1 protein-coding gene (only partly in view) is annotated in these 22,420 nt (G+C 74.1%); it reads right to left on the reverse strand.

Translation table 11 applies throughout. The annotated features are described in order from the left end of the window. Positions 1-22,420 carry the 3' portion of a toxin glutamine deamidase domain-containing protein gene (locus D7044_RS10670; protein ID WP_120688722.1) on the reverse strand. It continues 7,817 nt past the right edge of the window, so 22,420 of the gene's 30,237 nt are visible here — the last part of the coding sequence; its start codon lies off the right edge, out of view; the stop codon is at positions 1-3.

Raw genomic sequence — 22,420 nt, forward strand, 5'->3', positions numbered from 1 at the left:
TCAGGCCGGCTCCGGTTCGTCCTCCCGTACCACGTGCCCGGTGGGATCGATGCGCAGGCGTTCCCGGCTGCCGTCGGTGAGGGTCACCGTGAGATGCACGTACCGACGCAGGTTGTGCGCGATCAGCCGGGCGGTGAGCACCGGATCGTAGGTCTCGGGGGCGAACCCGTCGGGCGGGGTGAGCGCGGCGTCGTACTTCCGCACCAGGTCGATCAGGGCGGCGGTGCGGGTGCGTACCGCCTCGATCTGCGACGGCGGCGGCGACGCGATGCCGGCCATCTGCCACATGAGCTGGTAACGGGCCTCCCCGCGCTGCTGCCGCAGCCGCTCGGCCGCCGCGGGATCGTGCGACGTGAGCTGGTCGATCGCCCACTCCTCGACGACCAGGTACCGCTCGTAGACCTGACGGGAGACGGAGGCGGAGAGGACGACCTGGTTGGTGCGGGCGTGGCCGCGGATGTAGCGGGAGACCTGCTCGGCGACGGTGAGGCGGTCCCCGCCGAGCCGTAGCGCCCCGCTGAAGAGCTGGTCGAGGTTGTGGCGCGGGGTGTGCGCGTCGGGCCGGGGCCACCTGCTCGGGTCGGTCGCCGGGCCCGACTCCGCCGCGCCCTCCAACTGCTCCAGCAGGTCGACCACCTCGTAGCCGAAGAGCTGGGCGTAGACCGGACCGACGATCGGGTCGCTGACGAACCTGCCGTTGGGGATGGACTCGACGCCCTCCTCGACGCGTTCCGCCTCGAGGTGGCCCTTGAACCGCATCTCGACCGCGTAGAGCCGCCCCTGCTGCTTGAGGTGCTGCTCGTAGCGGTAGTTGACGGTCTGCCCGATGCCGTCTCCGCGCGGTGCGACCCGAGACTGCTCGGTGTTCAGTCCACCGCTGTGCGAGTGCGCCGGGTCGGTCGGCGCCGCGGCGTCGTTCACCCCCAGCGGCAGGTTCTGGTTGACGCCGCCCACCACTGCCCCGCGCAGGTGACTCCGGTTCGCGCTGACGCTCGTACCGGCCTGGTCCTTCGCGTACCGCCCGGTGCCGCTGCCCTCGATGGGGTAGAGCACCTTGAGGTGGTAGAGGTCGCCCACCAGGTACAGGCTGGCCCGGGTCCGGGAGTGGCCGGGCAGGAAGATGTCGTCCGCGAGCTTGTGGCGTCCGCCCGCCACCGCCTTGTGCAGGAAGTTGCTGAGGTGGCTCGGCGAGAGCAGCGGTGGCAGGGTGACCGACGAGCGGAAGGTGGCGTCGTTGGCCTCGGTGCCGAACATCCGGCCCAGCAGGTCCCACCCCACGGTGAGCGCGTCGTCGAGCCGGGCGCTGACGATGTACTTGTCGCCCGGCAGCCGCGTGAGCGGCTTCAGGTTCCCCTCGTCGATGGAGTGCGGCAGCCGGCGGGCCTCGACGATGCTGTGCGGCAGCCGCAGCACCAGCTCGCCGTCGAAGCCGCGCCGCACCGGCTCGTGATGCCCGGTGACGTGTCGGTAGATGTCGGTGAGCAGGTTGTTCACCGGCCGGTTGGGCATGTTGAGGCGGGTGACCTCGACGTCGAAGGAGACAGCCGAGCGGGCGAGGTAGTGGGCGACCCAGTCGTAGACGGTCTGCTCCTCGGTGCTCTGGTGCGACTGGGTCACGCCGGAGCTGGTGCCACCGGAGAAGTTGGCGTCGACGGCGCCGCTGGTGTTCGAGGTGTTCCCCGCGCCGCCGAACTCGGTCTTGGCCGGCGAGAAGCCGTACGAGATGCCCTTCGACCGGCCCTCGCTCTGCCCGCTGTGCGCGTGGCTGTAGTTCTCGATGCCGAACCTGTTGACGAAGTCGAAGATCTCCGGGCGGGACTTCAGCGTCAGATTCAGTTTGATCTCCACCACGTCGGCGAGGAGCGGACCGACCCGGTTGGCCAGGAGCAGGGTGGTGCCGTGCAGTTGCAGGAGGTCTTCGCTCATCGGCTGCAACCGGGTGCCGGAGAAGAGTCCGTCGATCATGTCGAGGCCGCCGACGAGCTGCCCCATGACCACCTTCTCGCCGACGACGCGGCGGTACCACAGCTCCAGACCGCTCCGATCCGCCTTGTTCGGCGTCCACTGCGTACGGTGGGCGCCGAGCAGCCCGGGCGCCGCCGTCTCGATGGCCTCGCGCAGGATCTCGATCGGGCGGATCGTCGGCCGGTCCGGGGTCGCAGCCTCCGCCGGGGCGGGCGTGGTCGCCGGGCGGGACGGGCCGGCCGGGGTGGGCGTGTCGGTCGCCGGGGCGGGCCGATGGAACTTCAGCGATTCGATGCCGCTGTGCCCCAGGGTGACCGGGCCGCCCGGCTCCAGGTAGTCGGGGATGTTCAGCTCGTCGGCGCTCGTCAGCCCGAGTTCGAGGAGCCGGTTGCTGAGGGCGTCGTGGGTGGGGTCGTCCAGCAGGAGCCGCAACGCCGCCCGCTCGTCCCGGTTCGGGTCCTCCGCCAGCCCCTCGGCCTCCCGGTCCAACCGGTCCAGCACGGTACGCACCACCCGTGCGTCGAGTTCGAGCCGCTCCTCGGGATCCCCGTTGCCGTCCTTCCAGCGCCGCAGCGCGTCCATCACCTGCCCGTGGTCGACAGGCAGGCGGCCGTCACCGAACCCCTCGAGCGCGTTGGGCTCCGGAAGCAGATAGACCATCGGACGCTCGCCCACGTGCTCCGCGTCGGGCCGGTCCACCCCCGTGGGCCGGAACTTCCCGTGCGACTCGCGGACACCGCTGACCGTGAGGTCGACGGTGCTCACGAAGGCGTACGCCCGGTGGAAGCTGAGTTCCAGGATCTCCTTGCCACCGGTGCGCGACATCGACTTCGACTTGTTCCAGCCGAGCCTGAACCAGGCGGAGCTCTGGCCCGCGATCGAGGAGAGGTTGTCGACGTCGGACAACGGGACCTTGAGCTTGTCGTCACCGGAGACCTTGATCCCGTGACCACTGCTGCGCGAGTGGGAGGTCTGGGAGAGGAACAGCTTGATCAGACCGGCGACGAACTTGTCGGGCGTGGCGCCGACGAAGGCGCTGGGGCCGAGCGCGCCGTGCACCCCGAGCGCACCCTGCTTGTGGCCGAAGAACCCGGACTTGAAGAAGTTCTCGGACCCGTACTCGTCCTGCAGGATCTCCTTCAGGTACGACCGCACCGAGACCGTGCTGACGAAGTTCGCCACGTCCTCGTCGCCCGGCCGGCCGGGACCGGTCAGCGTGGGCTGGAGGTCGCGCGCCGCCCGGAGCAGACCGGTGGCGTCGATGTAGTAGACGACCGCCTGCTCCATCACGCTCGGGTCGGTGGGCTCGCCCGTCGGCACCGTCTCGAGGTGCTGCGTGTTGATCGCTGGTATCAGGTGCACGGTGGACGCGCCGTCGACCGTGCCGCTGTTCCAGGTGCGCCCGCCACCGCGGAACCGACGGGCCGCCCCGTCCGGCCCACGCCGGCGGGTCCAGTGGTCGTACTCGACGCGGGCCCGGAACCGGCTCGGCAGCCGGTACTCGTTCGAGGCGCCCGGATACTCCAGCAGCTGAGGCTCGTTGAGCACCCGCCCGGCGGTCTGCGACGCGCCCTTCGTGTACGCGTACTCCAGCCCGATGCCCCAGGTCTGCATCAGCCGCACCCCGGCCGAGAAACGGGGACCGACCGAGAACGTCCGCGACCCGCTCGCCGAGTACGAGGCGGCGCTGCCACCGATCGACAGGTTCACGAGGTGGTACTCGTTGGTCCGCCGCTGCAGGTGGGCGGAGTTGTTGTTCTCGCCGAGCCGGCCCAGCTCGGCGGGGTCCTGGGTCGCCTCCAGGGTCACCCGGGCCTGCCGCAGCCGCCCGTCCTTCGGGTCGCCACGCAGGGTGAAGGAGAAGCCGTCCTGGTGGAGCTGGTCGTAGTAGGCGGAGAAGGCGTTGCTGGAGACGAACTTGTTGACGTCGGAGAGGTTCGCAAAGCGGCTGTTGCGGCCGATGTGCACGTCCGTGCCGAGCTTCGGGTTCTTCGCGAACGGATGCCGCGAGCGGTGTGGAACGTACCCGGTGCGGCGCAGCTCGGCCAGGATCTGCCGCCGCAGCTGGGCGGCGACGTGGTCGTCGACCTTGGCCAGCCCCATGCCGATGCCCCGGCCCCGCGCCACGTGGTGCGGCAGGATCGCGTCGTGCAGCTCGCTCGCCGGGGTACTGCCGTCGTCGATCAGCCCCGGCGCGTAGGGGACGGCCGACGTGCCGGGTGGCAGCGGCTGACGGAACGAGGTGAGGTCGACTGGATACCGGTGCGTGAACGCCTCCACCACCGGCAGGCGGAGCATCGCCGTGCCGGTCACCCCGGTGATGCGCCGCGGCTCGGCGTCGGGCCGGCTCGACGCGCTCAGCTCGACGTCGTGCCGCAGGTCCTCCTGGTAGGCGGCGGTCGGGCCGGTGTACCGCGAGACGTGCACCCAGATGCCGGTTCGCCCGGCGTTGATCGCGTCCTGGTTGGTCCAGCTCCAGCCGAAGCCGACGTTCGGCCCGAGCACCAGCCCCGGCAGGGGTACGAGATTCAGCTCGCCGCTGGCTCGCAGCTCGCTCTGGTTGGCGAGACCCGAGTTTCCGCTGTGCGCGATGATCGCGGTGCTGACCCGCTCGATGTGCGACTTGGCGCTGGTGGCCCCCTGCCGGCGGGCCGTGCCCGGCACCCGGCTGGTGTGCACGTTCAGCTGGGCGACGACGTTGCCGTGCTTGTCGTGCAGCGTGATCGGGTAGCCCTCTTCCCGGTCGTTGATCGCCGCGTCGAGGTTGATGCCCAACTTCCACAGGGTCTGCCGCAGCTCGCGGCGCTCCGGGCCGTCCGCGGCGAGCTCCAGGCCCATCTCCCGCAGCCCGTTCACGATCTGGTGGTAGAGCTCGGGTAGCCCGGTGAGCCCGGTGGCCGAGTAGGTGTCCGGGATCCGCTGTTGCCGAGCCTCGAACTCCGCGCGCAGCCGGTCGTCGGTGGGCGGCGCGGCGACCACCTGCGGCTTCCCGTCCTCCAGGTAGTGGTCGGGGATCCAGACCTCCATCGGCTCCTGGCCGGTCGGATGCTCGGCCGCGCTGGACCACTCCGGTGGGAGGTCCGCCCAGGCCGGCGCGGTGTCTCTGCGGGCCCAGGGCACCGACGGCGAGGCATCGTCGCGTACCCGTAGCGTCCAGTTCGGGGTGTACGAGACCAGCGTCGAGTCGATCCGGTTGTCCTCCACCCGGCCCGACTCGGCGTCCTTGACGTTGGTCGTGCTGCGGTCGACCTTGTTGGCCGTGCCGGCGACGCTCACGCCGAACCGGACCACCTGCAGCAGACCCGGCGCGATGCCGACGCCGACCCCGAATCCGAGGCCGGCGCGCAGCGCGCCCGCCTGTCCGGAGTTGGTGTGCGAGGTTCCGCCCGTGTTGAAGCCGCCGGTCGTCGCCTGGTTCGCGTGGTAGATCTTCTTCGGGTCGATCGCGTCGGCGCGACCCTTGCCCTTCTCGTTGGTGCCGGTCGAGCCCTCGTCCTCGGCGTCCCAGTCGTCGATCGCCGGCCGCGCCGGCTGCGCGTACCCGGGATCGGGCGCGAGCGCGGCGTCGGTCGGGTCGAGCCGGACCAGCAGCTCGACCGTGCCGATCTGTACGAGGTGGCCGCCGCCGACGAGTTCCCGGTAGTTGCTGAGCAGGCGGGAGGCCAGCACTGTGCGGTCGTTCTCCGGCACCTGCACACCGCGCGCCTGCACGGCCGCCACGATCCGGTCGACCACCTCGTCGAGGTAGGGCAGGGTCCGGTGCGGAATGCCGATGGTGTGCACGATCGAGTCCGGCCTCGGCGCGCGTACCGTCGCCGGCTCGCTGCCGGAGGCCTCCGGCGAGTTCTCGTCGGGCTTCGGCGCCGCGTCCGCGGGGTCGCCCTCGACGTCGGCGGGCCGGCGGATCGCGTCATGCCGATCGGACGCCGGCACGGTGGGCATCACGTGGCCGTCCGCGGTCACCACGAGACGCAGCACCGGTGCGTCGGTCAGGTCGAGGGCGGCCGTGCTGTTGCGCGGCACGACCTGGACCCCGCCGGGGTGGACCAGCTCCACCCGCACCCCGAGCACCTGCGCGAGCACCTGCGCGATCCGCCGGGGCGTGTGCGCGGGCAGGTCGGCGCCGGGCGTGGCGAGGCTCCTGATCCACTGCAGAACGTTGTCGCGCCGGGCCCCGAGGACCTGCGGCGAGAGGCCCAGCAGGGGAGCGGTGGTACCGCCGGTGGCCGCCAGGTCGGCCTGCAGCAGCGTGGCGAGGGCGTGACGCAGCGCGGGCGCGGTCCAGCCGGCGAGCCCGGCGAGCCCCGGCTGGCCGTGCGCGGCGGCCTGCAGCAGCGCCTCGAAGAACGCGTCGGGTCCGGGAGGGGTCCACACCGCGCCGGCGCCGGCCTCGGCCAGCCGGGCGGCCTGGAAGTCGGTGAGCCGGTTCACCGTCGTCGAATCCCGCGGCAGCACCGCCCAGCTCGCCGGGTCCGGCGCGGGGGGCGGCGTGGACGCGGCAGCGGCGGCCCGGGTCCGGCTCAGCAGGTCGGCGAGGGTGCTGCCGGTCGCCGGCGCGGTCCCGGCCAGCGCCTCCGGAAGGGATGCGGCGGCCGTGTCGGGCGCCGGCAGGGGCACCTCGGCGCCGTCGCCGAGCACGCTCTGGAGGAACAGGTGCAGGACGCCGAAGGAGGCGACGTCGCTGGGCAGATGCCCCGCCGCGCCGGGATCCTGCGTGACCAGGACCTGGTCGGCGTCGGCCCGCAGCAGCGCCGGCGCACCGCTGCGGGGGGCGGTGGCCAGCAGCTCGCCGTCGTCGGTGGCGACCAGAAGCACGGCTCCCCGCCCCTGGTCGGTGGGGCCGCTGAGGATGGTCTCCCCGTTGGGGAAGACCATGGCGATCGGGCGCTCGATCAGGTTGGCGGTGAGCGTGAGCATCGCCTGGAGCTTCCCCTCCGCCCCGTCGTCGAGGTGCAGCGCGGCGAGGATCGCCCCCGGCACCTGGTCCGACGGCAGGCCGTTGCCGATCCAGGTGGTCACCTCGCGGACGGTCGCCTGGTCGGTGTGGTCGAGGCCGATCCGGGGGCCCGGCGTCTCGTCGCCCCGCAGCTCCGCCAGGATCATTCCGGCGATGGTGGCCGGCCACGCGTCGGGAGGCTGGCGGGTGAGCAGGTCACCGCCGGGCAGCTGGTAGTGGGTGAGGGTGGCGGCGATCGCGGCGAAGATGCTGTTCTCCTGGGACACCACCGCGCGCAGCCCGAAGTTGTCGAGGACGTCCGCGGTGGGGCGGGCGAGCGCCCCCGGCCGGGTGGACCAGGCGAGGGCGTCCGCCACCGGCGGTTCCGCGACGGGGCCGGTCAGGGCGGGTAGCGCGTTCGTTCGGAACGCCTGGTAGGCGTTCAGGGCGCCGTCGGCGTCGGCGGGGGCGAGCGTGCTGGCGGCCGGCAACGCCGACGCCGCGGAGCGGGTGGCGTCCGCCGGTGGCTGCGCGGAGCCGCCCTGGCGCGGGGAGTCGGTCACGGTCGGACGCGCCGCCGGCCGGGGCGTGCGCGGTGCGCCGCCGCGCGAGCCGGTGGTGCCACGCGCGGTGACCTGCCGCGCCCGGCGGCCGCGACGGCGTCCACCCGACGGTGGCCCGTCCGTGCGGGCCCGGGACGGCTCCGTCGCGACCGTCTCCTCCGGAGTCCACGGATCCCAGCGCTGGTCGCCCAGCCCGTCCCGGCCGGGCTCGCCGGCGCCGCCGAGGCGACCGGGTTCGCCCGCCGGCACGCCGACCCAGATCCGCGCCCAGTCCCGGGCCGGACCGCGACCGAACGGGCCCGCGCCGGGCAGCGGCGTGGTCACCACGCGGCTGGTGAGCGCCACCTCGCTTCCCGGCCCGGCGTGCCGGGCCAGCAGCTCCTGGAGGGTCGCGGTGAGGCCGGCCGCGCGGGAGTCGGCGATCCGCCGGCCCGGCCCCCGGCGGGTCCCGTCCGAGCCGGGAAGCGCGGGCAGCACCTGCTCGACGAGGCGGTCGACGAGCCGGCCGCTCTGGCCGGGCCCGACCTCCACGTGCAGGCGCAGCGGCGGCAGTCCCTCGTCGGCCCGGCGGGCCGACTCGGCCGCGATCGAGCGGACGTAGGCGTCCAGCTCGGCCCGGTTCGCCCAGGAGAGCTCGATCGTGCCCGGGTCGAAGACGAAGGTGCTGTCGAGGTCGCGCCGGAACGGTGGTGCGGGCAGCGGCGCGGGACCCTCCCGCAGGAAGCGGTCGATGAGGTCGCCCGCCAGGCGCTCGGTCTCGTGCCGCTCCAGATGGTCGTTCGTGCGCAGCAGGTCCACCACACGATCGACGAGTTCGGTGCGCCGCACGGGGGCGAGCGTGCCGACGGTGGCGGGGACGCCCGGTTGCCGCTGCCGCTCCGCGATCACCTCGTCCGCCCACCGCCGGTACGTGCGCAGGTCCGCCGCGGACATGGTCGCCAACCGCTGCCGCACCTGCCACGGCTGGCTCGTCGTCGCGCTGAGCGGCGTCACCTGGCCCGGGTCGGTGCGGGTGCGCCGGGTGGGCTCCAGGGAGGTCAGCGCGGGGGTGTGGGCGCGCCGGTCCGGCACGTGCCGGGGGCCGGCGGCGCGCGGGTTCGCCGCCGGTCGCGGATTCGGTTTACGGAGGACCCGTCGCCGTCGCGGCGCGGGCGGGTCGGCCGCACCGGTACGCCGGACGTCGCCCTCCCGGGCGGAGGTCTCCGACGTGGTGTCGGATCGGCTGTCGATCGGGGTGTCGAACCGTACCGTGGTGCGTCTCTCGGGCACGGTGGAGCGGCTGTCGGGCGGAACGTTCAGGGTGTCGGGGATCGAGGCGGGCGGCTCGGCCAGCACCGGCGCCGGTGGCGGTGTCGACGCCATCGCCGCCCCCGACGCCTCCGGCCCCCAGATCTGCGAGCTGGCGGGCCACGGCGCGCCGATGCTCGGCACCTTCGCTCCCGGTGCGACGACCGAGGTGACGTGGGCGCCGACGCGACGAACCGTCGTCACCGGCGGCACCACCTGGTTCTCCTGCGTCTGCCAGATCCGCGTCAGGTAGCGCACCGCGATCAGCTCGGACCGACTGTTCGGGAGATACCCCATGAGGGCCGGGCTGTCGGTACGCGCCGGCGCCCGCTCCACCGCCGAATCCTGGTACGTCGTGGCCGAGGGGTGCGCTGCCGCGCTGCGCCTCGGCACCCCGAAGATCCGCCGCTGCTCCGGCCCCGTGCCGGGGAGGGACGGGTACTCGTCGTACAGGCCCAGCAGGTGCAGCATCTCGTGCAGCAGCACGTCCTGCACGAGCTTCTCCGTGGCGGCCGGGTCGTCGCCGGCCAGCAGGCTGACCGGCCAGTTGCCCGAGTCGGCGTTCGCGGAGCCCGGCAGCGATTTCGGCACGGCGATGACGTGGTGGGCCCAGTCCTCGGCGGTGAACACCACCTGCACGTGGAGCTGGTCACCGCCGGGCAGGTTCAACCGCTCGTTCAGCCGGCGGACCGCCTGCTCCGCGTGCCGCTGCAACTTCGTCACATCCGACCAGGACACCCCGCTCTGCGGCTTCAGGTGCAGGCGCAGCCGCAGGACGCGCACCGGAGTCGACGACAGGAGGGCACCGTCCGGGTCGTGCTGCTCGACCAGGACGCGGGCCGCGTCGTAGCGCACCGTGGAGCCGGACCAGCTCAGCATGCCGTCCCCGCGAATCGGGTCGGTGACGTCCCTGACCTCGGTGTCGACCGTACGGAACGATTCGCGGGGCAGCGCCGAGACGACCGTGTCCAGCCCGGCCGCCGGCGAGCCGGCCCGCCACCAGCCGTCCTCCCCGACCAGGGCGCTGCTCGTGTTCCAGGCGCTCAGCAGGTCCGGAACCGGGCCGGCCGGATCGTAGATCGCCGGTGGCAGCCCGGGCGGCACGAACTTGATCACCACGGGCGAGGGCTGCGGCGCCGAGCCCGGCGCTGTCGTGCCCTGCGGTGCCGCGCGCATGCCGGTGGCCACGACCCGCTCCACGATCCGGGTGACGGACTCGGTCGTCGGCGGCGGGTGGCCCGCCCGTCCGGCCGCCGCCGCGGCGGCGATCTCGTCGGCGTCCGGCGGCGGATCATCGGCGTCCCGTGCGTCGTGGAGCCGGTTGACCGCCGCCATCGCGGCTCGATCGGCGGCGTCGTTCGTGAGCGCCTGCCGGACCGCGTCGTGCAGCTCCACGACGAAGGCCTGCCGGACCTCGTCGCGCGCGGCGCGGGCCGCGTCCTCGTTGCCGAGGCTCTCGTCGTACTGCCCCAACAGCTCGATGCGGGGTGGCCGGGCCGCGCTCCGGTCGGCCGTCACGGCGAGCGGCGCGACCTCGGCCGCGATCTCCCGCGCGACCGCGCGGACGCTCTCCGCCCCGCCCGGTGGCGGCCACGGCAGGTCCAGTTGCCGGGCGCGGACGAGGCTCTCCCGCTGGCCGGTGAGCGTGCGCGGCTTCGGAGGCGCCACCGCTTCCCTGCGGTACGCGAGCTTGACCCAGTCCGACTGCTTCGACCAGGTCGCCGGCGGCTGGAGGGTGAACGAGACCCGGGCCTGCGGCACCGTGGCGTGGCCGTTGCGCTGCGCCCAGCGAACGAGGCGCAGGTTCGCCTCCCGGTTGAGCACGGCGGTGAGCCACTCCCCGAGCGTTTCGAGCGTGGCGGGATCGCCGTGGGCGGCGATGGTCAGGTCGAAGGCGAGCCGCTCGTCGGCCTTCGGCCCGCCGGGCCAGAGCCGGTTCAGCGCGGCGTCGCTCGTGGCGACCTCGGCCCGGGCCCGGATCCAGTCCACCGTCTTCTGCGTGGGCGCCCCGTCCGACGGCAGGTCCGCCGACGGGTCGTCCGGCGGCAGCTCGTCCAGCTTGTCGCGGAGCGCCTCGCCGAAGAGGGGCGCGGTCGCGTCGGTCGGCTCGACGATGCGCGCGAGTCCGGCCGTACGCAGGGTGTTGACGGAGGAGGCCGGCCGGGACCCGAACGGCCGGAGCTGCCGGGTCAGGGGCGGAGGCGGTGCGGCCAGCTCCGTGAGCACGTCACCGTCCGGTGGGGACTGTGCCGGCGCGCCGGGGAGCGGGTGCGGCAGCGACCCCAGCGTCTCCCGCTCCCGGGCCTGCCGGTCACGGTCGCCGCCGGGCGTCGGCGCCACCTGCGAGCGGGCCGGCGATTCGGCCGGCCGGCCGGCCTGCGGTGTGCCGGCCGGTGGTGGTTCGTAGGCCGGCGGGTCGACGTAGCCGGGTGGGGCCGGCGTCGGGGGGTTCTGCCGGCCGGCGCCAGCGGTCTCCAACCGTAGGTTCCCGTTGGCGTACGCGCGGACCCGCGGCCGGTCGGCCACGATCGCGGCCAGGTCGACCAGCTGGTAGCTGCGCCGCTGACCGTTGGCGAACTCGACCGACACGTCCCGCACGTAGCGGCCGGGCACCGCGATCCGGGTCTGGACGTACCGCTCGTCGGGGTACAGGACGGCCAGCTCCTGGTGGCGCAGCCAGCCCTCGGCCGTCCGCGCGCCGGCCTGCCCCAGGGTCGCCGGCAGGGGCAGCCAGCGGGGCTGGTCGGTCACCGGCACCGGGGCGGTGTCGAAGGCCCGGCGGGCCGCGGTCAACACCTCGGCCGCCACCGGCGTCTCCGCCTGGGCGAGCGCGTGGACCGCCGCCTCGCCCGAGTACGCCCGGCCGCCCGGTCGCCGGCCACCGGTCAGGTCGGTGAGCAGCGTGGCCAGGCTCGACCGGCGGATCTGGGCGACGCCGCGCTGCTCACGGTTGGTCCAGACCGCGTTGCCGCCCTGCCGGGCGGCCCAGTGCTGGTCGGTCTCGCGCCCCTCGACCCTGCGCTGCTCGCGACGCTGGGAGACCACGATGGCGTGCTGCTCCAGCGCCTGGTGGAACGGGGTCTCCGGCCAGGCGATGTCACCCGGTGGATAGGGCAGCACCACGATCGGCCGGTCCTGACCGTCGCCGGTCGGCGGCAGCATCGACTGCACGTACTGCTCGGCGGTGATCCATTCACCGTCGGCCGTCGACCGCAGCAGCGTCCCGGGTGGGTGACCGTCGACCGTCTGGTCGTTGAGCAGCCCGGTCTCGACGCGGACGCGGCCGAGCGAGTCCGGCGGGATGCTGTCGAGCAGCAGAGCCCGGACGGCGGCGTGCGCCTCCGTCGCCACCAGCTGGCCGTCGGCGTGCTCGTTCACCCAGAGGTCCAGCTCGTGCCGGACCGGCTGACCCTCCGCGTCCGGCACGGTCAGGAACTTGGGCGCCAGGACCACCAGGTGCTGCTCCGGGTCGCGGCCGGAACGGGGCAGGGTGACCGTTCCGCCGTGCAGCCCGTCGGGCAGCTGCACCTCGACGGTCCGCTCGCCCGGCCCCGGCACCGGCCGCAGCACGCCCAGCCGCAGCCAGTCGCGGACCCGCTGGAGCCGCTCGGCGGGGTGCTCCGCGTCGCCGATCGGCACGCGTACCCGGGACCCGAACGGCCCACGGTCGGGTGCGGCGAGCGGGAGGGTGGCCGAGTAGGTCGGCAGCACCGGGTACTCGCCGTCGTCCAACCCCTGCTCTGCGGCGAGCCGGGCGGCCAGCGACGCGTCGGTGTAGCCGTACCGGTTGGGCTCGCCCCGCAGCCGGGCACGGACCTCGGCGTGCAGGTCGATAGGTGGTGGTGTGGTCGACCGGGCCATGGTCAGCGCCGTGGGCAGGTCCTCGTAGAGCGACCCGTGCAGGATCCACCGTGGCCCGGACCGCCACCCGACCCAGTCCCAGACCGACGGCGCGGCGGGCGCCGACACCAGGACCGCGGCCGGAACGGGCTCGCCCCGGCGACGTCGGTCGTCGATCACCGCCTGGAGGTCGCGCGCCGCCGTCGCCGACCGGTTCAGGTCGGCGTCGTGCAGGTAGAGCAGCAGCACCTGGTCCGTGCTGCTGGGGATCAGGTCGTCGAGCAGCTCGGAGACCTCGACCAGGCCCGTCTGACCGGTCGTCGCGAAATGCGGCGGGTCCATGTCGAGGGAGGGCAGCACGGCCGCCACCACGGTCGCGCCCGGCGGGGCGGTGAGGCGTGCTGCTGCCGCCTCCAGGTCGGCCGCGGTGACCGCGCCCTCCGGCGGTGGCGGGAGCAGCCGTACGCCGCCGGCCAGCTCCCGGGTCCAGCTGGGCTTCGGGTGCAGCGGTTCGGTGGTCAGGGCGCTCTGCGGCGGGCCAGGGAAGTCGTCCAAAGTGGCCGTGGACGGCGGATCCTCGGCGGTCGAGCCGGTGCTCGCGGGCTGGAACTGACCCAGTTCACCGTTCTCGTCGAGGACCAGCTGCACCGTGCCGCCGAACACCGCCGGAAGCGGCTCCCGGCCCGACAACCGGTCGTCGAGGCGGAAGGCGGTGAAGGTGTTCCCCTGCCGTGGCTGCGTCTCGACCTGTACGAACCGGTCTTCGTCGAGCCGTTCGACCAGCACGACGTGCATCAGGTCGTTCGGGATCGACACCCAGACCGCCGTCACCCCGCCCGGGCGCAGCTCCGCCAGCCGCTCCAGGTCCGAGTCGCGGAACCGGCCACCGAGCTGGCCGGCGATCGTGTCGACGTCCCGCTGCCCCGACTGGTCGTCCCGCTCGCGGTTGCGGGCGCCCAACGCGGTGAGCAGGCCCCGTACCCGGGGCGCGCAGTCGGCGCTGGTGCCGTCCCACTCCGGCAGGGCGGTCACCGCCGTCCGCACCGCCTGCGACACCTCGGCGGAGGGGTCGGCGGCGACCTCCGGCCCGTCCGGGGTCATGCCGGGGTAGCGGCGCGTAGGCGGGTCGACCAGTCCGTGGGCGGCGCCGCGGGGACTGTCCGCGCCCGGCGACGCCGGCAGGACGGCGCCGGCCCGGTCGGCGGCGGTGTGCAGGGTGGACCGGAGGTCGGCCGCGTGACGTTGCGCCTGAAGCAGGTGGTGCGCGACCTCGGGGGCGGGCGTACGCAGGTCGCTCAGCCGGTCCAGGAGCACGGTGAGCTGGTCGGCCGCCATGCCGACGCGGTCGCGCCGGCGCGCCGACGTCGCCGCGAGGTTCCCGTCCGCCGCGGTGTGCACGCCGACCAGGACGGTCGCGGTCTCCTCCGGCGACAGCAGCGGCGGCCTGTCGTCGGAGGCGCCCAGTCCGAGCAGCGCCTCGATGTTGCGCACTGCGGCGAAGAGGCCGTCGAGCCGGCCCTCCGAGGTCGCCTCGTCCCACCACCGCGTCGCGTCCTGCACCGCCTCCAGGTGCTGCCGCCGATCGCGGGACTCCCCGAGGCTCAGCGCGCTCAGGTCGGTCACCAACTGATCGGCGAAGTCCCGCCGGGCGAACCCGTCCGGCGACGGCGTCGTACCGGAGTCCGGCGCTGCGAGCCAGCGCGGCGACCGCGGTGAGCGCGGCAGCAGCGGCGACGCCGGCGAGGGCGGCGCGAGTCCCGCCGGGCGGCCGGACCGGCGCGGCGTGTCCGGGGTGATCGGCGGGCTGTCGAGGAAGCGCGGCCGGCGCGGGGTGGTGGCCGAGCCGAGTGCGGTCAGCGGCGTGTTGCCGGTCCGCCGCGGCGCGACCGTCACGGGTCGGGACAGCTCCGCCAGGCGCCAGCTGCCGGGCGGATCCTGACCGGGCTCCTCGACCAGGCCCAACCGTTGCCGGACGACCGGCGGCAGGTCGAGCACGTCGACGTCGACGGGCCCGTCGGCCTGCTCCGGTGGCACCAGGGTCCGGTCGGTGACCGTACGGACCCGATCGGCCAGCTCGGGGGTCTCGAGGATGTACTCGACCACCGCCTCCCAGGCGGCGGCCGGGTCGGGCAGACCGTTCACCACCGGCGCCACACCCGTCAGGTGCAGGTCGCCCTCCCGGTTGTGCAGACCGCGGACGAGTGTGGCGGTGACCCGGGCCAGCACCTCCGGCACCTCGTCCGGCAGGTACGCCCGCTGCGGATCGAACGGGCGCCGGGACATCCAGCTGTTCGCCGCGCCCATTCGGAGCTGACGCAGGTGCGGCAGGTCCGGGAAGGGCCTGCGGTGGCCGACGTCCTGACTCAACCGTGCCAGGTTGTCCGGGCCGGTACGGCTCATCACCGAGTGCCGGCGGGGTCGCAGCGCCGGTTGGCGCACCCACGTCTCCGCCGCGTCGCGCCGTTCGTCGTCCGGGACCGGCAGCAGCGTGCGTTGGGTCTTGCCGTAGTTCTCCTCCAGACGCTCCAGGTAGCGCCGGAAGAAGGGGTGGCCGCGGGAGGAGAAGAGCGACGAGTTGCCCACGAGCTGGCGATCCGGCTGGGCGTGTACGGCGTACCCGTCCTCCTGGAAGAGGGTCATCACCTCGTCCAGCCAGGCCGGGGTGCTCGTCCCGTCGTCGAAGTGGAGCACCGCCCGCGACAGCGAGTTGTCGCCGTCGGTCGGCCATCCTCCGAAGAGGACCGGCAGCAGCACCTTGACGATGTCGGCCGCCGCCGCGTAGCCGCGACCGTGCTGCTTGTTCAGCTCGGCCAGCAGGAAACGCTGGATCGGCAGGCCGAGTTCGGCGTGGAAGACCTCGTGCACGTTGATGAGGCGGATGTTGTGCCGTTGCGCCCACACCAGCATGTCCCGGACGGCGTCGAGGCGATCGTTCTCCGTCTCCTCGACGCTGCGGAACTCCGGCATCCGGGCGGCCGCGAGGAACTCGGCCCGGGTGACGTCGGTGAAGAGGTTGGTCCGGAACCCCGCCCGGCCGGTCCGGCGGGCGAAGGCCTCGATGTTGCGCCGGAAGTCGTCGGTCGCGGCGGTGCCGGTCAGCGGGCCGCCGAACCAGATGGCGTGCCCCATCAGGGGCAGCTCGATGACGTCCGGCAGCCTGCGTAGCTCCTCGGGCAGCCGCGAGGTGTTCGGGGCCCACCGCCGCCGGTCCGGGGTGCCCTCCTGCGGGTTCGGCGCCCGTACGTCCTGCCAGACCGTCTCGGGGTAGGCGGGCAGGTCCTCGGGCCGGACCTGGTAGCCCGCCACCCGGTCGGGCTGCGTCATGTCGAGGAAGTCGAAGAACGCGTAGAGCTGGTCGGTGTACAGCTGGTCGTAGGAGAAGCCGTCGGCCAGGAAGTCCGGCATCGGCGCGGGTTCCAGCAGGCCCAGCAGGTCCGGTCCGAGCACCCGGTCGGTGGGGTGCGGCGGGGGCGGCGGCTGTTCCCAGGCGTACAGCTCGTTCAGCAGGGCTGCCGCCGGCCCGTCCACCGGCGGCAGCAGGCTCCCGGCGCGTACCGGGACCGGCGGCACGACCAGCGGCGGCAGGGTCGGGCGCAGCGACCCGGACGTGCCGCGCCGCGTGCCCGGTCCGGAGCCGGAACTGCCGGGGACCGGACCGGACGGCGTGCGGCCGTCACCACCGGTGTCGTGGCGCTGCGCGTCGTCGCGGTTCTCGCCGTTGCCGAGGGTGCCGGCCGTGCCGCTCAACTCGGCCGGGTCGACCGTCGCCGCGCCCTCCGGCCGGGCGACGTCCCCGCTCAGCGGGAGGAACAACAGCTCACCGACGTACGCGGGCATCCGGGCCAACCCGCCGTGCTGCCCGTCGAGGAAGACCACACCGGTCTCGTCCCGCAGCACGTTGAACGCGTGCGACGTGCCGCCCAGACCGGCGGCCGTCACCGGATCCCGGACGAGCAGCACCCCCCGCGTCCCGGGCGGCGCGGCCGCCATCGCCGCCCGGACCGCCCCGACCTCCGTCCGGTACACCGGCGGCGCGGCGTCGTCCGGCAACCCCAACCGCTGCCGCTGGTAGTTCAGCAGGTGCTCCTCCGGCTGGGCGAGCTCCGGCGGCGCCTGCCAGCTGGAGTTCCGGCCCTCGGCCGCGTTCATGTCCGAGACGATCACGGTGAGCACGCAGTTCGTGTCCGACCTGCTCGGGTTGACCAGCGCCAGCCAGGGGTACGCGGCCCGCGCCGCCGCGTCGTCGGCGAACCGGGACGGGATCACCCGGGCCGGTCCACCGCCGGGACCTCTACCACCGCCCGTTGCGGGCCCCGCACCGCGACCGGCCCGACCCGCGTCCGGGTCCACCACGCTCTCCGGGGCGTTGTCGGGGTCGCCGAGGTCGATGAGGGCCGGCTCCGGGGCGATCTCGTCGATCCGTCGCACGAGATCGCCGACGAGCACGTCCAGCTCCGGAATTCCGGTCCGCAGGTCGGGATCGGTCGTCGCGGCCGACCGCAGGGTCTGGGCGAGGACGTCCAGCTGTTGCCGGACCGCCGGCAGCTGCTCCCGCCACGCCGGGTCCAGCGGCTCGGCGGTGAGCCGGTCGAGGCTCGCGCTGAGCACGTCGTGCGGCCCGTCGACGGCGCGCCGGTGCGCGAAGGGCAGCCGGAACGGGTTGTTCACCGCCTTGAGCAGCGTACGCAGGTCGTTCGCGAGCTCGGTCGGTTGCTCCCGGTCGGTTCGGCCGACCTCCGGCGTCGACGTCGAGCTGTCCCGGGCCGCCTCGGGGCGCGGCGGTAGGGGCGGGCGGTGGGACGCCGGGTCGGGGGAGTCGGACGCCTCCAGCACCAGGTCCGACAGGTCCACCACCAGCCCCGACCCGTCGAAGTCCGGGATCGCGTCCGGGTCGTCCGGCGCGGGCGGAGCGAACTCGGCCGGGTCGTTCTCCCCGGTGAGCGCGGCGTCATCCGGCTCCGCCGCCGTGAGCTGGTCGGACTGCACGAAGTGGCTCCAGCCGTCTGCCGGACGCTCGACGAAGGTGATCGGAAGCCGGGAGGGTACGACGAACCGCAGCTCCGCGTCGGAGTCCCCGACCACCCAGCTGTACGAGTCGACGATGGCGACCTCGTAGCCGGGCGGGACCTCGTCGAACTCGGTGCTCTCGGCTCGCAGCAGGAAGCGCTCGCCGTCGACGATCCGCGCGGCCGCCGTGGCGGGCAGCATGACGAAGTTGCGGCCCCAGACCCACTCCCCGGGCCGGCTCAGGACGGCGTCGGTCGCGTCGCGTTCGTAGCGCAGGTTCTGCGCCATCCGTGCGTTGGTATCGGCGGAGTGCTCGTCGGGCATCCGGTCGAGCAACGCCGAGTGCAGTGCCCCGTCCGACCAGGTGTCGACGGGCGCGGCGACGACCTCGACGGTCTCGTCGCTTCTGCGCACGGAGGTGAGCGGGGCGACCGTGCTGCTCTCCTGGATGTACGCCAGCTCCCAGAGGTAGCGGGCCGCGATGATGTCCGGCCCGCCGGCCCGGCTGACGTCCTGCATCAACGCCGACGGCAGGTCGGGTCGGCGGGGGCTGCGCCAGGTCGGCGGATCGCGGTACGCGTTCCGGAAGACCGAGGCGGTGCTGTGCACGCCCTCCGCGGCCCCGGCCGCCAGGTACTCGTCCGGCAGGCCCAGCAGGTGCATCACTTCGTGCAGGACGGAGTCCCGGATGCGCTGCGTGTCTTCCTGCGGGTCGGGCGGGGCCACCTCCGGGTCCGCTTCGGCAGGTCGTAGGACGGTCACCGGCCAGATGCCGGAGGTCATCGAGCCGGTCTTCGGCACCTGGATCACGTGGTGTGCGGCGTCCGCCGTGTCGGTGAACTCCACGACCAGGTGGAACTGGTCGCCGTCGGGGAACCGGAAGCGGCCGTTGATCTCCTGGGCGATCGCGGCGCGGGCATGCGCCATGAACGACTCGACGTCCGCGTCGGCGACGCCCTCCGCCGGAAGGAGATGGATCCGGGTACGGAAGATCCGGACGGGCTGTGACGTCGCCGGTCCACCCGACGGCCCGGTCTCTTCGACGGCGACGCGGGCCACGTCGTACCGGACGTCGGCGCGGTAGTAGTCGAGCAGCTCCGGGTTGCCACGGGATTCACCCGCTTCCGCCGACTCGGCGCTGACCAGCCGGAACGCTGACTCCGGCAGCTCCGCCAGGATCTGGTCGACGTCGGGGACGGCGGAGTCGGCGCGCCACCAACCGGGACCGGCGGTCGATGCCGGGCTCAGCCGCCAACTGCTCAGGTAGTCCATCCGCGGACGCTGCTGGTCGTCCACCGGCGGTGGAGCCGGGGGGAGGGTGTACTCGACATCCACCGGCTGCGGGTGCCGCTGACCCGGCTCCGCACCGGCGACCGGGCGGGCGCCGTAGCTGTACCCGATCCTGGAGACGACCTCGCTGACCTGCGCTGCCGTGGCCTGCTCGCCGGTCAGCTCGGCGATCCGCCGGTTCACCTCGGCCTCCAGGCTCCGCTGGAACCGCTGGTACACGGTGAGAGCGTCACCCACCCCGTCGTCGGGGTGCCCGTCGAGCTCGTCGTACCGCCCGACCAGGCGCACCTGCGGCGCGGGTAGCTGCGGGGCCGCCCCGATCGGCTCCACGGACCCGGCGAACCGGTGTCGTCCCACCGCCGCGGCCGCGACCTCCACGGCCAACGCGTCGATCGCCGCGCCGGCCTCCTCGGCGGGCTGCCCGGTGGACGGGTCTCGCCGCACCTCGATCGTCCGGCCGCCGCCGATGAGCGCCCGCTGACCGCGGGACGTCCGGGGTTTGGCGGTCGCCGGCACCTGCTCGACGGCGCGGAGGCGGACGCGGTCCACGGCGGGGGCTCCGTTCGTGGCCGCGGCTTCCCGCACCACGGAGAAGCGCACCCGCGTACGCGGGATGGCCGGCGCGTCGCTCTGACGTTGGCTCCATCGGGTGAGGCCGAGGGTGAGCTGCAGGTTCACCTGGCTCGTCAGCCACGCGACGAGGTCCGCCTCCCGCGCCTCACGCGCGGTGCGGTCGGCCGTGGTCTCGCCGGTGGGGACGGGCTGGAGGCCGAGCTCGACCTCGACGGTGAGCGGCCGTGGATTCGTGGCCGGCCCGGTGCCGAGCAGCGCGGCCATGGCGCTGTCCGTCGTGGCGGCCCGGGCCTGGTCCCTGATCCAGCGGATGGTCCTGGTGGCCACGGCGGCGCCGCGATCCGGTGCCGGATCCTCCCCGTGCGCGCTGCGCGCCTCCCGGACGTGCTGTGCCAGCTCGCTGCCGGAGAGCACCGATCCGTCCGGCCCCGCGACGATGTCGAGGAGACCGGCCTCGTGCAGCTCCACCGGATCGGTCCAGAGGATCGGGCCGCTCGGCGCCGCCTCCGCGTCCGGCGCGGCGGCCCCGGCGTCCGTGGCGGGCCCGCTCGCCGCCTGCGGGTCGGGCGCGGCGGTGCTGGCGTCCGTGGTGGACCCGCTCGCCGCCTGCGGGTCGGGCGCGGCGGTGCTGGCGTCCGTGGCGGGCCCGCTCGCCGCCTGCGGGTCCGGCGCGGCGGTGCTGGCGTCCGTGGTGGACCCGCTCGCCGCCTGCGGGTCCGGCGCGGCGGTGCTGGCGTCCGTGGTGGACCCGCTCGCCGCCTGCGGGTCCGGCGCGGCGGTGCTGGCGTCCGTGGTGGACCCGCTCGCCGTCGGGGGCGGCGGTGGGCTGGGCTGTGCCGGGGCCGGGTGCGGCAGTGGGGGGCGCCGATCGCCGGGAGCGGACGCCGGCGTCGACCCGTCCGTCGCGGGCGGCGTCGGGGAGAGGCTCGGGTGCACGGTGACGGCCGAGCGCTGCTCCGGGGGCGGTGACAGCGGATGCGGCAGGGGCCCCAGGAACGCCCGGCTCCGGGCTGCCCGGTCCTGATCGCGCCGACGCGCGCCCTCGGCGTCCTCCGGAAGGATCGTGCCCGGGGTGACCGAGTCGCTGTCGGACTCGGGTGACGTGCCGCTCTCCGGGGCGGACGTGCCGGGCTCCGGCGGAACGACGGTCTCCGGCGTGGAGGCGGTGGTGTCGGCGACGGTGCCGGGCGCGGGTGGCGGGAGGGTGCCGGGTGCGGGCGCGTCGGACTCCGACGGCGCGACGTCGGCCGGCGTCGGCGTGGCCGGCCCGGGCGGTACGACGTCCGTGGCCGGAGCCGGCGGCCCCGGCGGTACGAGGTCCGTGGCCGGGGCCGGCGGTGGCTCCTGCGCCGGGCGGCGGGTGAACTCCTCCGGCACGAGCCGACGGTTCTCGATCGTCCCGCCCGACGGGTCGATGAGCAGGACCCTGGCGTTTCGCGGATCCCGCTCGACGGGAATCCGACCGTCGGAGGCGCCGTCGGGATCGGGGGTCAGCCACGCGTCGCCGGTCTCGTGCGGGTCCGTCCAGAGGATCCGGCCGTCCGCGGTGTGGTAGACGGCGAGACCGCGCTCGTTGCCGTCGCCGTCGGTGTCGAGGACGAGCGCGGTGCTGCCCGGCCCCGACCTGCGTACCGCCTCGGAGACCGCGTCCCAGGACGGGGTGTGGCTCCAGTGCTCGACGGTGGAGAAGTCGTCGGGCTCGGGCCGCTCCCCGGTGACCAGGTGTTCGGCGTCGGGCAGCGGCCGTACCCCCGCCGGGTACAGCTGTCCGGCGAGAGCGCCGAGCACGGTCAGCTCGTCCGCGTCCGGCCCGGCCTGCTCGACGGCCCGGTCCGTGGCCTGGAGCAGACGCGCGGCGGTGAGCATGCGCCCGTTCACGACGAGGCCGTCACGGCGCGGGTCGTCCGGACCCAGCAGGGCCTCGGGCGAGCGTTGACTCTGCCCGTACAGGCCCTCGGGCGACGGCACGGTGACCGTCCGGCCGTCCGCCAGGTGCACCACCAGCGTCAGCCCGTACTGGTAGAAGGTGTGCGGGGCCTTGTACTCGGTGTTGCGCTCGGCGATCTCGGCCAGCTCGGCGGTGAACTTCTCCCCGGAGTGGCTGCCCGCCTTGCCGCCGAGCCGGGCCCCGGCGGATCTGGTCTTCCCGCCCGGCACGGCCGCCGCGTCGACAGTCACTCCCGCGTCCCAGCCGCGCGAGGAGCCGCTCTCCACGACGGGCTTGGTCTCCTCCTGGGTGTACCGGCGCGCCTTCTCGGTGGGGTTCACCGGCATGCCGTTCTCGTCGAGCAGCTGCGCGACGTCGGTCAGGACGATGCCGAGCCGGACGTCGGTGCCGGGCACCCGGTACCGGTGGTCGAGCAGCTGCTGGATCCGCGGGCGCAGGTTCGTCTCCGCGATGAACTGCCCCGGGTCGACGAGGACGTCCCCGAGGGCGAACCCGGTGAGCCCCAGCAGATGGCGGAAGACGAGCTGACCGAGCAGGTTGGTCGGCGCCACCTTGGCGGAGAGCTGCGTCTGCGAGCCGCCCGGCTCCAGCGCCCGGATCAGGTCCCGGCCGAGCTGCTCGGTGATCGGCAGGGCGATCGGGATGAAGGTGGGATCGGTCGAGACGAGGTCGTTGAGCCCCACGTCGCGCGGCGGTGACTCACTCCACGTCTGCGTGCTGATCGGCTCGTCGTCCGCGAGCAGCGGCTCCCATCGCTGCGAGTTGTTGTCGGCCGGCCCGGTCAGGAACGCGGGGAGCAGCCGGCGCACCGATCCCGCCTGCGGCCGCGGATCGACCATCTCCCAGGCGTTGCGCTGCGGGTCGATGAGCGCCCGGAGCGTCGGGAAACCGGTCGTCAGGGGCATCAGCAGCGACCGGACCGCGTTCCCGACCACCTGCAGCTGCAACGGCATCTGATGCGTGTAACGCATCTCCACGGTGAAGTGGACCTGGTTGGTCAGCTCGTGCGAC

The sequence above is a fragment of the Micromonospora musae genome (assembly GCF_003626635.1).
Lineage (GTDB): Bacteria > Actinomycetota > Actinomycetes > Mycobacteriales > Micromonosporaceae > Micromonospora > Micromonospora musae.